This is a genomic window from Agrobacterium radiobacter (assembly GCF_040801995.1).
Lineage (GTDB): Bacteria > Pseudomonadota > Alphaproteobacteria > Rhizobiales > Rhizobiaceae > Agrobacterium > Agrobacterium radiobacter.
Genome location: NZ_JBEGHX010000001.1, coordinates 1,147,062 through 1,159,869 on the forward strand (window position 1 = coordinate 1,147,062; position 12,808 = coordinate 1,159,869).

Consider the following 12,808-nt stretch of genomic DNA (forward strand, 5'->3'; position numbering starts at 1 on the left):
ACACTTGCTCCTCCGATCAGCCCCCGGCCGACCCGGCTCTCCGGTTGCAAGGAGAGGGCGGGGGCGGGTGATGAACACACCCATTCGGCTTTAGCTTCCTCAGTAGCAATTGTTTCGTTGACGGTTGATACTCTTCGGTGAATCGATGAGGTCGGGGACAAGGTCAGAGGATGCTTCCGCAAATTGAACTCACAGGCGAGGTCGATGTCATCGCTCTGTCGCCGCTCATACGGGGTATAACCTTGAGCCTGTCCTATGCCGCGACGCAAGGAGGCATAGGCCTGACTGCTACAGGTGCCATGAACCGTAAGTTCGTGCACTGGGCTGCCACCCATTTTGAATGGCCCGACTACACAGTCACCGATCTCTATAGCGTCAATAAGGTCCTCAATGAAGACGACGTGCCACCGCTTTGGGTGGTGCGCGACATGATCCGTCATCTCAAACTGCTTCGTCGCAAGAAAGACGTGCTGTTGCCGACCAAACGGGGCAAGGAGTTTCTGGCAAGACCACAGGCCTTCTTCGATCTGGTCGCCACGGATTATCTCTATTCCTACGTCCACGACGCGGAAACGGAAAAGGAAGTGCGTGACCGGCTACGCTGGTGGCGCATGTTCCTCAATCTGCTCAACATCAAGGCGAGGTCAGGTTGCTCACTGAACGAGGTCGTGAAAATCCTGTACCCAAGCGTGGCACATCTGTCGGACGCCGAGATGACAATCGAGGCATGGACCTTGAAATCTGGGATCCGCTACGGCGTCATTCGTCGCTTGTGTTGGCTGGGGGTGCTCTATGAGGCGAAAGAAGGGTTAAAGCTCTTTCAGGATGGACCCTTCCACAAAACACCACTCTGGGCCGCGTGTTTGCAATTGGAATCTGACACGCAAACCGATATCGGCGTGCATTGACGGAGCGACTTTCACTCCGCCGCAGGCGGCAACGATAATCGCTGGTGACGACGCGCAATAACCTTCGCATCGTTCATGAAGTCCTTCCGTCGGCCGGGCTTGCGAGCGCGCGGCGTGTAGCCGTTCTTGTCGCTGTTGCTCTTCACCGTCGGCTTTTCCTGCTCGTCCTGGCGCTCCTTGATATACGCAAGGACATCGCCAAGCCGCTTGTTCTCGGTGATCGCCGCATGCGTCACGCGCTGATCCTTGTCGAACACCGTGTAGGGCAGGGAATGTCCCTTCCAGCGCACGTCGAGGCGACCATCGGCGTAGGCATAGGTCTCGACATATTTGCCAACCAGGCCGCGCGTGACGTCGTTCTCGTCCAGCATGATCCGCCGGCGCTCATAGGAAAATGTCAGCTGCGATCCGACATACCGCTGTTCTCGCTTGCACAGGATCTCTCGCAATCGATCCGGCGCCAGGTTCATTGACCGATGCAGGTCATCGGATCGGGCAGGGCAAACCGCAAACCGTGCATTATAGTCATCGATGAAACCGGGTACGAACGCATTGCCAGCCTCCATACTGTCGATGCCGGCCAATCGCAGTTCCTTGACCAGACGGTCCTGCAGCGTCCGATTCATTCGCTCGACCCGACCCTTGGCCTGGCTCGAATTTGCGCAGAGAATCTCGATATTTAGCTCACAAAGCGCTCGCCCGAACTGGGTCATGCCCTGGCCGCCTTTGGCATCCTTCTTTGCCACCCGGAACACTGAATGCTTGTCGGAATAAAAGGCAATCGGTGCACCGTGCTGCTCAAGATAAAGCGCCAGTGCCTCGAAGTAGGTGAAGGCACTTTCTGAACGCACAAAGCGCAACTGCATCAGCTTGCCGGTCGCATCGTCAACGAACACCAGCAATGAACATGCTGGCCCACGGTCTTCGAACCAGCGATGCTCCGAACCATCGATCTGCACCAACTCACCATAAGCCTCGCGTCGCAGTCGCGGCTGATGAAACGTTCGTCGTTGCTTGCGCGACAGCCATAAGCCGGCATCGACCATCCAGGTACGAACCGTCTCGCGTGATACATGCAGGCCATCACGTTCGAAAAGCTTCTCGGTCGCCAGGGTCGGACCGAAGTCCGCATAACGCTCGCGAACAAGAGCTACGGCGTAATCCCGAACGCTATCCGCAATCCGGTTGTTCGATGGTCGACCGATCGCCTTGTGCCGGATCGAGGCTGCACCGTCAGTGCGCATTCGGTCCAGGAGGCGGCGGACCTGGCGCTCGCTCAGATCGAGAACATGTGCCGCTGATACCATCGTCATTCGGCCGGCCATGACTTTCGACAAAACCTCGATCCGCTGCAGATCGCGCTCGCTCATCGTAATCAATCCCATCTGCAATCTCCCAGACGTCAATCAGACCCGGGGAGTGTGACATTCCAACTTTGCAGAAACAGGACACTTTAACTTTGCGGCTACACACAATAATCGCATAACATATATTATGGAACTTATTTGGTGGTGTGGCTTTGGATTTGTGCGGTTGTTGCTCGCTACAGATGCCACTGCGCGATCGATGTGATCATATCTGAAAAGCACGAAACACCACCAGCGCCAACCGATCAGATCGATTTTAGCGAGACTCGTTTTTCAAGCTCCTCTGCCTGCTCTTTGCGTTCACTGTAGCGATCTGTCAGATAGCTGGAAGCGTCACGTGTCAGTAGCGTGAATTTCACCAGTTCCTCGCAGACATCCACGACCCGGTCATAATAGGATGATGGCTTCATCCGGCCTTCAGCATCGAATTCCTGATAGGCCCTTGCCACCGAGGACTGGTTTGGGATGGTGATCATCCGCATCCATCTGCCGAGAATTCGCATCTGGTTCACCGCGTTGAAGGACTGGCTTCCGCCGGAAACCTCCATGACGGCGAGCGTCTTGCCCTGTGTTGGCCGGACCGATCCGACCGCGAGAGGAATCCAGTCGATCTGCGACTTCATGATGCCGGTCATCGCGCCGTGGCGTTCGGGACTTACCCAGACCTGTCCCTCCGACCATTGGGAGAGTTCACGCAACTCCTTCACCTTCGGGTGGCTGGCCGGCGCTTCATCGGGCAAAGGCAGGCCTTTCGGATCGAATATCCGAACCTCACAACCGAGCCGTTCGAGCAGCCGCCCGGCTTCGAATGCAAGCAGACGGCTATACGAAACCTCGCGCAGCGAGCCGTAAAGGATCAGGATGCGCGGCTTGTGGGTCGAAAACGCCGGACGCAGTGCATCAGGGTCAATGCTGTGCAGGTGTTGCGCCTGCAACGCGGGAAATGTCTCAGGCAATGCGCTTTCCTTCATTGTCGAGGACCTGCTCACCATCCTCCTTGAAGAACGGTCCGTTGAAAGTCTTGGGCAGAATATCCAGCACGACTTCCGATGGACGGGCGAGTCTAGTGCCGAGCGGTGTCACCACGAAAGGGCGATTGATGAGGATCGGTGTTTCTATCATCGCATCAAGCAGCTGATCGTCGGTCAGATCAGGATTGTCGAGACCGAGTTCGGCATAGGGTGTCCCCTTCTCGCGCATGGCTTCGCGCACCGTCAGGCGCGCATCCGCTATCATTTTTGCGAGTTGTTCGCGCGTCGGCGGCTCCCGCAGATATTCGACCACGGTCGGCTCGATCCCTGCCGCGCGAATCAGCGCCAGCGTGTTGCGAGACGTTCCGCAGGACGGATTGTGAAAAATCGTGGCGTCCATACTCATTGCCTTTCAGTCATTATCGTTCGGGAAACGGCGGGGGCGGCCTCATACCAATCCTTCGAGCGGTTCACGATCCAGACGACCGAAAGCATGACCGGGACTTCGATGAGAACACCGACAACGGTTGCGAGTGCCGCGCCTGATTGAAAGCCGAACAGGCTGATGGCGGCCGCGACGGCCAGCTCGAAGAAATTGCTGGCGCCGATGAGGGCCGAAGGCCCGGCGACGCAATGGCGCTCACCCGTCATCCGGTTCAGGAGGTAGGCAAGCCCCGAATTCAGATAGACCTGGATGAGGATCGGGATGGCAAGCAGACCGATGACGGCTGGCTGGGCGATGATTTGCTCGCCCTGGAAGGCGAAGAGAAGAACCAGCGTCGTAAGCAGCGCCACCAGCGAAATCGGCTGCAGCCTTGCAAGAACGCGATCCAGCATTCGTGACGTTCCGTCAGTCATGAGCCACCGTCTGATCAGCTGCGCGAGGATGACGGGAACGACAATATAGAGCGCGACAGAGAGAACGAGCGTATCCCAGGGCACGGTGATGGCCGAAAGGCCTAGCAGTAGCCCGACAATGGGAGCAAAGGCCACGACCATGATCGCATCGTTGAGCGCGACCTGCGACAATGTAAACAGCGGTTCACCCCGTGTCAGGTTGCTCCAGACGAAGACCATGGCGGTGCATGGAGCAGCTGCAAGGATGATCAACCCGGCAATATAGGAGTCGATCTCACCAGCCGGAAGATAAGGACGGAATAGCCAGCCGATGAAAAACCAGCCGAGCAGCGCCATCGAGAACGGCTTGACGGCCCAGTTGATGAACAACGTCACGCCAATGCCGCGCCAGAATGTGCCGACCTGCGAGAGGGAGCGGAAATCGATTCTGAGCAGCATCGGGATGATCATCAGCCAGATCAGGATCGCAACCGGGATATTCACCCTGGCGATCTCGGCAGCAGCGATGAGCTGAAAGACGCCGGGCATCCAATGGCCGAGCGCGACACCGACAACGATGCACAGGAACACCCAGACGGTCAGATAACGTTCGAAGACGGACATCAGGCCGATTTTCCTTCACGATTGGTGGTTCCTTCCAAAGCGCCGATCTGCCGGAGCCTGGTTTCCAGCGCCATTCGATCGATCGATTGCAGGGGCAGGCTGACGAAAGCCGCGATCCTGTTCTTGAGGAAACGGGCAGCCTGCGCAAAGGCGCGTTGAACCTCGGCCTCAGAGCCGACCACGGCGGCGGGGTCCTCTATACCCCAATGGGCCGTCATCGGATGGCCGATCCAGACGGGACAGGCTTCACCTGCGGCGCTGTCGCAGACCGTGAAGATGAAATCCATCTGGGGCGCATCAGGCCCGGCAAAAACATCCCAGTTTTTCGAGGTGAAACCAGCAGCAGGATAACCCAGCACCGCCAGTTCCTTCAGGGCGTGAGGGTTCACCTCCCCCTTCGGCTGGCTGCCGGCCGAATAGGCGTTGAACCTCCCCTCACCTTCCCTGGCGAGAATGGATTCGGCAAGAATGGAACGAGCGGAATTGCCCGTGCACAGAAAGAGCACGTTATAAATCTTGTCGGTCATGGTTTCGGTCCGTGGTTAGATCGGTGGTCTTACAGGCCCGGCGATGGTGTCGCCTCCGGGCTGCAGCAGGGTGTCAGTTCGGCAATCAGCGGTGCACAAAGTTCGGTCGAACCACCGCAGCAATCCTTCAGCAGAAACAGGGTCAACAGGCGCAACCCGTCTAGATCGGCGCGATAGATGATAGACCGGCTTTGCCGCTCGCTCTTGACCAGACCCGCCCGCGAAAGCGTGGCGAGATGCGCCGACATCGTGTTCTGAGGAACATCGATAAGGCGCGCAAGTTCACCGGCGGGAACGCCGTCCGGCTCGTGCCGCACGAGTATCCGGAATGTCTCCAGACGGGTGGATTGAGCCAAAGCGCCAAGCGCGGTTATTGCGGTTAAATTATCCATATATCCAGAATAATGGATACAAAAGGATTGTCAAGAAAACAAACGAGACAGCAGAAATGAACATAAAAATTAATCTTATCAATAAGATGAATAGATTTCCTAATGTATATTATAATTCACCGGACGCCTCGCGGCGCCTAAGATCCAGCTCTTCGCTATAACGTCTCAATGTATGGCTTTCCGTGAGCAGGCCCACCGGCCGGTTTTCGATCTTGTCATTGACGACCACCAGCGCCTCGCTCTCCGCCGCATCGAAGGCCGCCGCCGCCTGACGGGCATTCATGGTCGGCAGCAGCACATCGTTCTTGTAGTGCAGATAGGTTTCGAGGCTGATCTTGCTGGGGTCGCGATCCATCGGGTCGGCATAGATTTCCGGGACAAGGACGACGCCGGCATAACGCCCGTCATCATGGGTCATGATTACCCGTTGCGTCGAACCGAGCGGGAACTTCTCCCTGAAGGCCGGAAGCCCCATGCTGACATTGGCCTTGCGGATATCGGCGCGCATCATCCTGCCGACCGTCAGGTCGCGGATCCAGCCGATATCGTGGGCGCTGCGAATGCTCTCGCCACGCAGGTGAAAACGCCAGGTGGCGAAGGAGTAACCGAATGTGGTGCGCACCACGAGCGAGGTGGTGATGACGGCGGCAAGCACCAGAGCCGTGATCTGGAAGTCGCCGGTCAGTTCCAGCGCCAGAAACGTCATGGTCAGCGGGCCACCGATGATGGCGGCGGCAAAGGCGCTCATGCCGATCACCGCATAAACGATGGGTGCCGTCGAACCATAACCGATATAGGGGGCGCAAAGCGCGAAAATCTTGCCGAGCAGCGATCCCATGAACAGCGAGGCGAAAAACAGGCCGCCGCGGAAATTCGAACCGATGGAAATGGCGCTGGCCGCCGCCTTCAGCAGGAACAGCCCGGCCAGCCCGTATATCGTCAGTTCCGCGTCGATATTGAGATGCAGCGCGCCGTGGCCGCTCGACAGCACCTGCGGTGAAATCAGCGCAAGCCCACCCACCGCCACGCCGCCAATTGCAGGGCGCAGCCAGCCGGGAATGGCGCTTTTGCGGGCCGTCTCCTCGATGAAGGACACCGCCTGCATCAGCGTGATGCCGATGGCCGCGCACACGACGCCGAGAAAGATGGCAGGCACATAATCCGCCGGCGTCACGCGGCTGGCATCGACAATATCGATGGAGAGGCCATGGCCGCCGATAACACCGATAACGGTCGTCGCCACCAGCGCCGAAACGATGAGCGGCGCAAGCGTTACGACGGTATAAGTGCCGATGATGAGTTCAATGGCGTAGAACGCCCCGGTCAGAGGCGCATTGAACGCTGCTGCAATCGCCCCTGCGGCACCACAGCCGACGAGGATGCGCATGTCCCCTCGCCTCAGTTTCAGCTTGATGCCGATCTTGGAGGCAACGCCGCTGGCGACCTGGGTGTAACCAGCCTCGAGCCCGACGGAGGCGCCGAAACCGTTGGAGACGATATTCTGCACGCAGACGATGATGCTGTCCGTCAGCGACAGGCGGCCGCCATGCAGCGCATTTGCCTCGATGGGGTCGACCATGGGTTTCTTGCGGGTCTTCGATAGAATGAAGATGATCAGGCCAAGTACTATGCCGCCGATGATAGGACCGGCGAGCACGATCCATCCGGACAGATCACTGCTGCTCAATCGCTCGACACCGAAGACCAGCACATGCAGCGCCGTGCTAAGAGCGCCGATCAGCGCCACCAGGAGACCCGCGGCGATGCCGATGAAAACGGCGAGGATCACCAGCCCCAGTTCGCCGCGCCGGAACATGGCCCGCAACCGGCTGGCGCGCAGATTGTCGAAAAAGCTCGCCATACTGGGTGCACGGAAAGGCTTGGTCGACATGCTGTTCCTTTTCAGGCGGCGTCAGGCTGCTTCGATCTCGATCTCGAAACGCATCTGATCATAAGCCGGTTCAACATTATCAGGCGTTTCACGCATCACCGTGTCATAATCGAGCGGAATATGCATGTGGGTCAAGATCGCCCGTCTGGGTGCGAATTTCTCGATCCAGCCGAGCGCCTGCTCCAGCGAAAGATGGCTTGGGTGGTAACGGTGCTGCAGCGCGTCGATGACGAGGACATCGAGGCCGGCAAGCTTCGGCAGGCTTTCGGCCGGAAAATCGCTGACATCGGTACAATAGGCGACGTCACCAATGCGGAAGCCCAGCGAATGCACATCGCCATGCTGCTGCATATGCACGCCAAAAGGTATCGGCCCGCCTGCCCCGTCGATGACAACAGGCGCATCGATATCCGCGATGATCCGGGGTTCGACGATGGGCGGATAGCTGCTGCCCGGCGGCGTCTCCAGGCAATAGGCGAAACCGTCCCATATGCGCGCCATGGTGACGGGATCGGCATAGATCGGAATGCGGTTTTGCTGAATGGCGAAATAGATGCGCAGATCGTCAATGCCGTGCAGATGGTCGGCATGGGCGTGGGTGTATAGCACCGCATCGACCGCCTCCACCTTCGCCGCGATCATCTGCTCACGAAAATCCGGGCCGGTATCGATGACGACAGTCGTCCTGCCGCCATCCGGACCGATCTGCTCCACCATGAAGGCGGTGCGCGTGCGCCTGTTCCTGGGGTTGTCAGGGTCGCAGGCACCCCAGTCGCCGTTGATGCGCGGCACGCCGGGCGACGACGCGCAACCGAGAACCGTGAAGCGGCGACGGTAGATTGCCACGCCTACACCCTTGTCATCTTCGAAAAGCAGCGGAAGGCGTTTTCGGTGGTGATTTCGGCCATGCGCTCATAGGAAACGCCATGTACCTCGGCCAGAACCTCCGCGGTGTTGACCACGTAGGAAGGTTCGTTGCGTTTGCCGCGCCAGCGCTTCGGCGCAAGATAAGGCGCGTCCGTCTCCACCAGCAGCCGGTCCAGCGGCACGGTGGCGGCGATATCGCGGATATCCTGCGATTTCGGGAAGGTCAGAATGCCGGAGAAGGAAACATAACCGCCGAGTTCGACACCGGTTTTCGCCAGCTCAGGACCAGCGGAGAAGCAGTGCAGAATGAAGGGGAATGCTCCCTTTTCGCTCTCGGCGCGCAAAATAGAGGCCATGTCGTCATCGGCACTGCGGCTGTGAATGACGAGCGGCAGCTTCGTTCTCCTTGCCGCCTCGATATGGCGAAGGAGGCCGGTCTTCTGGTCTTCCGGCTTCTGCGTGTCGTAGAAATAATCCAGACCCGCCTCGCCGATCGCCACGATCTTGTCGTGGCTCTCCGCCAGCCGCACCAGATCATCAGCAGAGATATCCAGTTCCTCGGCCGCGCTGTTGGGATGCGTGCCGACCGAGCAGAAGACCGACGGATATTTTTCCGTGATCTTCAAAAGTTCGGGCAGCCGGCGCACCCGGGTCGAGATCGTCACCATCTGGCTGACACCCGAAGCATGGGCGCGGGCGATGATATCGTCGCGCTCAGCCTCGAAATCGGGAAAATCCAGATGGCAATGGGTATCGATCAGCATGGTTGTCGCCTTCATGCTTCCGGCGCGACGTAACGCGGGAAAACCGGCTTCGGCGCTTCGAGCGGCGTGCCCGGAACCAGACGGCCGGCTTCGCCCAATGCAGCGAAATCACGCTTGTCGGCGGGAGCGGCAACGAGATCGAGCAGCTTGTCGCAGGATTCCGGCATGAAGGGCTGCAAGAGAATGCCGATCTGGCGCACCACTTCCGCCGTCACGTAAAGCACGGTTCCCATGCGCTCGGGATCGGTCTTCTTAAGCGCCCAAGGCTCTTGCGACGCGAAATAACGGTCGGTTTCCGAGACGACGGCGATAATGGCCGCAAGCGCGCGGTGGATGAGCTGCTTGCCCATCTCCTCACGGCAAATCGCCAACAACCCGTCGGCGGAGGCGAGCATCGCTTTGTCTTCATCGGTGAACTCACCGGGTGTCGGTATCTGGCCGTCGCAATTCTTGACGATCATCGACAGCGAACGGCTGGCGAGATTGCCGATGCCATTGGCGAGATCGGCATTGATGCGGGTGGCGATACCCTCTTCGCTATAGCTGCCGTCCTGGCCGAAGGAGACTTCGCGCAGGAAGAAATAACGGACCTGATCGAGACCGAAATGGTTCACCAGATTGGCCGGATCGACGACATTGCCAAGCGACTTCGACATCTTCTCGCCCTTGTTGAGCAGGAAGCCATGCGCATAGACCCGCTTGGGCAGCGGCAACTTGGCGCTCATCAGGAAGGCCGGCCAGTAGACCGCGTGGAAGCGGATGATGTCCTTGCCGATGATATGCACGTCGGCAGGCCAATATTTGGCGCGCGGACCGTTCTTGTCCTCGATGTAACCGGTGGCGGTGATGTAGTTGGTCAGCGCATCGACCCAGACATACATGACGTGCTTGGGATCGTTCGGAACCTTGATGCCCCAGTCGAAGGTGGTGCGGGAAATCGACAGGTCCTTGAGGCCGGACTTCACGAAGGAGATGATTTCGTTGCGACGCTCGGCCGGGCCGATGAATTCAGGGTTTTCCTCGTAAAGCTTCAGCAGCTTGTCCTGGTATTCGGAGAGCTTGAAGAAGTAGCTTTCCTCTTCCACCCACTCGACCGGCGTGCCCTGCGGCCCGTAACGAACGCCGTCAGTGCGCACTTCCGTCTCGTCCTCGCCGTAATAGGCCTCGTCGCGCACGGAATACCAGCCGGCATAGCTGTCCTTGTAGATGTCACCGCTATCGGCCATCAGGTTCCAGATATTGCGCGAGGTCTCGTGGTGACGCTCTTCCGTAGTACGGATGAAATCATCGTTCGAGGCGTTGAGCAGCTTGCCCATCTCGCGGAACTGATCGGAATTGCGCTGCGCCAGCTCTTCCGGCGAAATACCTTCCGCCCGCGCTGTCTGCTGCATCTTCTGGCCGTGTTCGTCGGTGCCGGTCAGGAAGAAAACATCCATTCCATCCAGGCGCTGAAAGCGTGCCATGGCGTCCGTCGCAATCAACTCATAGGCATGGCCGATATGCGGCTTGCCGTTAGGATAGGAGATCGCGGTGGTGATGTAGAATGGTGTCTTGTCTGTCATGACGGTCTATCGACTTTACAGGCTGTTTTTTGGATAGACCGCTCTTAAACCATTGTGCGCAGCAGCGAAAGAAAAAGCGTACGTTTTGTACGACTGCTCGCAGACAAAGTGGATTTGGCAAACGCTTAGCATCCGCACTACCGTCACCCCGGACTAGATCCGGGGTCCAGCAGCGATCAAGTCCTTGATCGCGAAAGACTCATTCCCCACGGCACAGACGCGCCGTGGCTGGATGCCGGATCAAATCCGGCATGACGGAGGAGAGTTTATTCACCGTCAAATCGTACGTTCCATACGATTCCCGATCCTCAAACGCCGCGAATATCTTCCAGAATGGAGAGCACCATCTGCTTCTTGTCGAGATTATAGGCCTGCGCCACGGTAATGCGTTCCGAAAGCGCCGAGGAAAGCCGCGCATGCTTTTCCGCCGCCGCGATATCGCCTGCCACCGCCGCTGCCCGTGCGCGCTCCATCAGCTCTTCCGTCACATGCTCCATGAAGAAGCCGAGGACGATGTCTCCGTCCTTCTGCGCGAGAATCTCGGCAAGCTTGTGCATCTGCTTGCGCGCGCCCGGCCCTTCGGCTCCCATGACCTCGGCAAAGGCCTCGACGATGTCCGAGCCGCCGTAATTCAGCAGCTTGAGCGCCTGCGCGACGCTGCCCTTGGAGGCGGCAAGCAGGGCGTCGCGTTTTTCACCCGATGGGCTGATGCCGAGATGATCGAGCGATTGCACCATGGCCGCGTCGGAAAGCGGCAGGAGCCGGAGCGGCATGCAGCGCGAGCGGATGGTCGGCAGCAATTTTCCCGGCGCGTGCGACAGGACGAGGAACATCGCCCGCTTTGGCGGCTCCTCCAGTATTTTGAGGATCGCATTCGCGGCATTGCGGTTGAGATCGTCGGCGGGATCGATGATGACGATACGCCAGTTGCCGGTGCCCGATGTCTGCGAAAAAAAGTGCCCTGCCCGCCGCACCTCGTCCACGGTGATGGCTGATTTCACGCGGCCGGTCTTTTCGTCCACCGGACGGGTGAGATGCAGGAGATTATGCGAGGCCCCGGCGGTGATCTGCCGGCTGACCAGCGATTGCGGATCAGGATCAGCGAGAAAATCCGGCGCTAGCGATGGATCGGGATGACTGAGCACATGATTGGCGAAACGGAAGGCCAATGTCGCCTTGCCGATCCCCTCCGGCCCCTCGATCAGAATGGCATGATGGCCCTTGCCGGAACGATAGGATTGCGTGAGAAACGCTTCCGCCTCTTCATGGCCAAAAAGCTTCGTGTTCTGCTGTGGCGCAATCGCGCCGTCGAGAACGCCCTGAACCTCACTCATGCGCCGCGCCCGCTGCTGTTCCCAGCTGTTCAAGCAAAGGCTCGACGAAGGACAGGACATCCTCCGCCACCTTTCCTTCCGGCTGGTCGGCATTGACGATCCGGCAGCGACGCGGTTCGGCGAGCGCAATATCCAGATAGGCTTCCCGCCGCTTCTCGTGGGTTTCGATTTCCTCTTTCTCGAACCGATCAGGCGCAGCGCCCTCATCCGCACGCTTTCTGGCGCGGGCGAGCCCCTTTTCGGCGGCGATATCGAAAATCAGTGTCAGTTCGGGCACGACGCCGTCAATCGCGATGCGTTGCAGGGTTTCGATGAAGTCCGGCTCCAGATTGCCGGTCGTGCCCTGATAAACGCGAGAAGAATCGAGAAACCGGTCGCAGAGGACGATCTCGCCGCGCGCGAGCGCCGGGCGAATGACCTCTTCGACATGGTCGTTGCGGGCAGCCGCAAACAGGATTGCTTCCATGCGCACGCCGAAGGATTCGGCCGCACCCGACAGGATCACATGCCGGACAGCCTCCGCACCCGGCGAGCCACCCGGCTCGCGCGTCACGACCACCTCGAAACCACGGCCGCGAAGCGCCTCGGCAAGGGTGCGAATCTGCGTCGACTTGCCGGCGCCTTCGCCGCCTTCGAAGCTGATGAACAATCCGGTCTTTTCGGCCAATGTCACGTCCTGCACGGGTTTTCTGGAATTCGAAATGCCTGTTTACAGCATCGAACCGAAATGTGTGAAGCGCTTTTCAGAAAAACCGGTGCCTGAA

13 protein-coding genes are annotated in these 12,808 nt (G+C 58.8%); 1 reads left to right on the forward strand and 12 read right to left on the reverse strand.

The window, feature by feature from the left end:
* Positions 1 to 170: 170 nt before the first annotated feature.
* Entirely contained in the window at positions 171 to 908 is a 738-nt protein-coding gene (locus tag MRBLRC7O_RS05825) for a hypothetical protein (protein WP_111788831.1), read from the forward strand.
* An 11-nt stretch (positions 909 to 919) separates the two neighbouring features.
* On the opposite strand, the gene MRBLRC7O_RS05830 is transcribed toward MRBLRC7O_RS05825, so the two are convergent.
* The 12 genes from MRBLRC7O_RS05830 to tmk form a co-directional block, all read right to left on the reverse strand.
* Positions 920 to 2,293: an ISNCY family transposase gene (locus MRBLRC7O_RS05830; RefSeq protein WP_111788832.1), complete on the reverse strand. Its 1,374-nt coding sequence runs from the start codon at positions 2,291 to 2,293 to the stop codon at positions 920 to 922.
* Between the two features lie 227 nt (positions 2,294 to 2,520).
* A complete protein-coding gene (gene arsH, locus MRBLRC7O_RS05835) occupies positions 2,521 to 3,246 on the reverse strand; it encodes an arsenical resistance protein ArsH (RefSeq protein ID WP_162690821.1) in 726 nt (241 codons plus the stop codon).
* Positions 3,224 to 3,646 (reverse strand): arsenate reductase (glutaredoxin), encoded by a 423-nt coding sequence (arsC, locus tag MRBLRC7O_RS05840; protein ID WP_080866129.1) that lies wholly within the window; start codon positions 3,644 to 3,646, stop codon positions 3,224 to 3,226. Before arsC ends, arsH begins: the two co-directional genes overlap by 23 nt.
* Positions 3,647 to 3,648: 2 nt before the next feature.
* Entirely contained in the window at positions 3,649 to 4,707 is a 1,059-nt protein-coding gene (arsB, locus tag MRBLRC7O_RS05845; protein ID WP_080866130.1) for an ACR3 family arsenite efflux transporter, read from the reverse strand.
* The gene (locus MRBLRC7O_RS05850) at positions 4,707 to 5,234 is read right to left on the reverse strand and encodes an arsenate reductase ArsC (protein ID WP_080866131.1); all 528 of its coding nucleotides are present in this window, start codon (positions 5,232 to 5,234) and stop codon (positions 4,707 to 4,709) included. The genes arsB and MRBLRC7O_RS05850 overlap by 1 nt, the downstream gene beginning before the upstream one ends.
* Before the next feature lie 29 nt (positions 5,235 to 5,263).
* The gene (locus MRBLRC7O_RS05855; RefSeq protein ID WP_035212424.1) at positions 5,264 to 5,626 is read right to left on the reverse strand and encodes an ArsR/SmtB family transcription factor; all 363 of its coding nucleotides are present in this window, start codon (positions 5,624 to 5,626) and stop codon (positions 5,264 to 5,266) included.
* A gap of 109 nt (positions 5,627 to 5,735) precedes the next feature.
* The gene (locus MRBLRC7O_RS05860; RefSeq protein ID WP_080866132.1) at positions 5,736 to 7,517 is read right to left on the reverse strand and encodes a chloride channel protein; all 1,782 of its coding nucleotides are present in this window, start codon (positions 7,515 to 7,517) and stop codon (positions 5,736 to 5,738) included.
* Positions 7,518 to 7,538: 21 nt separating this feature from the next.
* On the reverse strand, positions 7,539 to 8,363 hold the full coding sequence (locus MRBLRC7O_RS05865; RefSeq protein ID WP_060725007.1) for an MBL fold metallo-hydrolase: 825 nt from the start codon (positions 8,361 to 8,363) through the stop codon (positions 7,539 to 7,541).
* Between the two features lie 2 nt (positions 8,364 to 8,365).
* Complete coding sequence (locus MRBLRC7O_RS05870; protein WP_060725011.1) at positions 8,366 to 9,148, reverse strand: TatD family hydrolase; 783 nt, start codon at positions 9,146 to 9,148, stop codon at positions 8,366 to 8,368.
* Positions 9,149 to 9,159: 11 nt separating this feature from the next.
* Positions 9,160 to 10,710 (reverse strand): methionine--tRNA ligase, encoded by a 1,551-nt coding sequence (gene metG / locus MRBLRC7O_RS05875; RefSeq protein WP_080866133.1) that lies wholly within the window; start codon positions 10,708 to 10,710, stop codon positions 9,160 to 9,162.
* 308 nt (positions 10,711 to 11,018) lie between these two features.
* Complete coding sequence (locus tag MRBLRC7O_RS05880) at positions 11,019 to 12,044, reverse strand: DNA polymerase III subunit delta' (RefSeq protein WP_060725005.1); 1,026 nt, start codon at positions 12,042 to 12,044, stop codon at positions 11,019 to 11,021.
* Positions 12,037 to 12,711, reverse strand: a complete 675-nt coding sequence (tmk, locus tag MRBLRC7O_RS05885; RefSeq protein WP_080866134.1) for a dTMP kinase — start codon at positions 12,709 to 12,711, stop codon at positions 12,037 to 12,039. Before tmk ends, MRBLRC7O_RS05880 begins: the two co-directional genes overlap by 8 nt.
* Positions 12,712 to 12,808 lie beyond the last annotated feature (97 nt).

What these genes read in the sequence shown, in the direction of transcription:
- MRBLRC7O_RS05850 (WP_080866131.1), bottom strand. Translation starts at nt 5,234, where the DNA reads ATGACCGACAAGATTTATAACGTGCTCTTTCTGTGCACGGGCAATTCC.
- MRBLRC7O_RS05880 (WP_060725005.1), bottom strand. Translation starts at nt 12,044, where the DNA reads ATGAGTGAGGTTCAGGGCGTTCTCGACGGCGCGATTGCGCCACAGCAG.
- arsB (WP_080866130.1), bottom strand. Translation starts at nt 4,707, where the DNA reads ATGTCCGTCTTCGAACGTTATCTGACCGTCTGGGTGTTCCTGTGCATC.
- metG (WP_080866133.1), bottom strand. Translation starts at nt 10,710, where the DNA reads ATGACAGACAAGACACCATTCTACATCACCACCGCGATCTCCTATCCT.
- MRBLRC7O_RS05870 (WP_060725011.1), bottom strand. Translation starts at nt 9,148, where the DNA reads ATGCTGATCGATACCCATTGCCATCTGGATTTTCCCGATTTCGAGGCT.
- MRBLRC7O_RS05830 (WP_111788832.1), bottom strand. Translation starts at nt 2,293, where the DNA reads ATGGGATTGATTACGATGAGCGAGCGCGATCTGCAGCGGATCGAGGTT.
- MRBLRC7O_RS05855 (WP_035212424.1), bottom strand. Translation starts at nt 5,626, where the DNA reads ATGGATAATTTAACCGCAATAACCGCGCTTGGCGCTTTGGCTCAATCC.
- MRBLRC7O_RS05825 (WP_111788831.1), top strand. Translation starts at nt 171, where the DNA reads ATGCTTCCGCAAATTGAACTCACAGGCGAGGTCGATGTCATCGCTCTG.
- arsC (WP_080866129.1), bottom strand. Translation starts at nt 3,646, where the DNA reads ATGGACGCCACGATTTTTCACAATCCGTCCTGCGGAACGTCTCGCAAC.
- MRBLRC7O_RS05860 (WP_080866132.1), bottom strand. Translation starts at nt 7,517, where the DNA reads ATGTCGACCAAGCCTTTCCGTGCACCCAGTATGGCGAGCTTTTTCGAC.
- arsH (WP_162690821.1), bottom strand. Translation starts at nt 3,246, where the DNA reads ATGAAGGAAAGCGCATTGCCTGAGACATTTCCCGCGTTGCAGGCGCAA.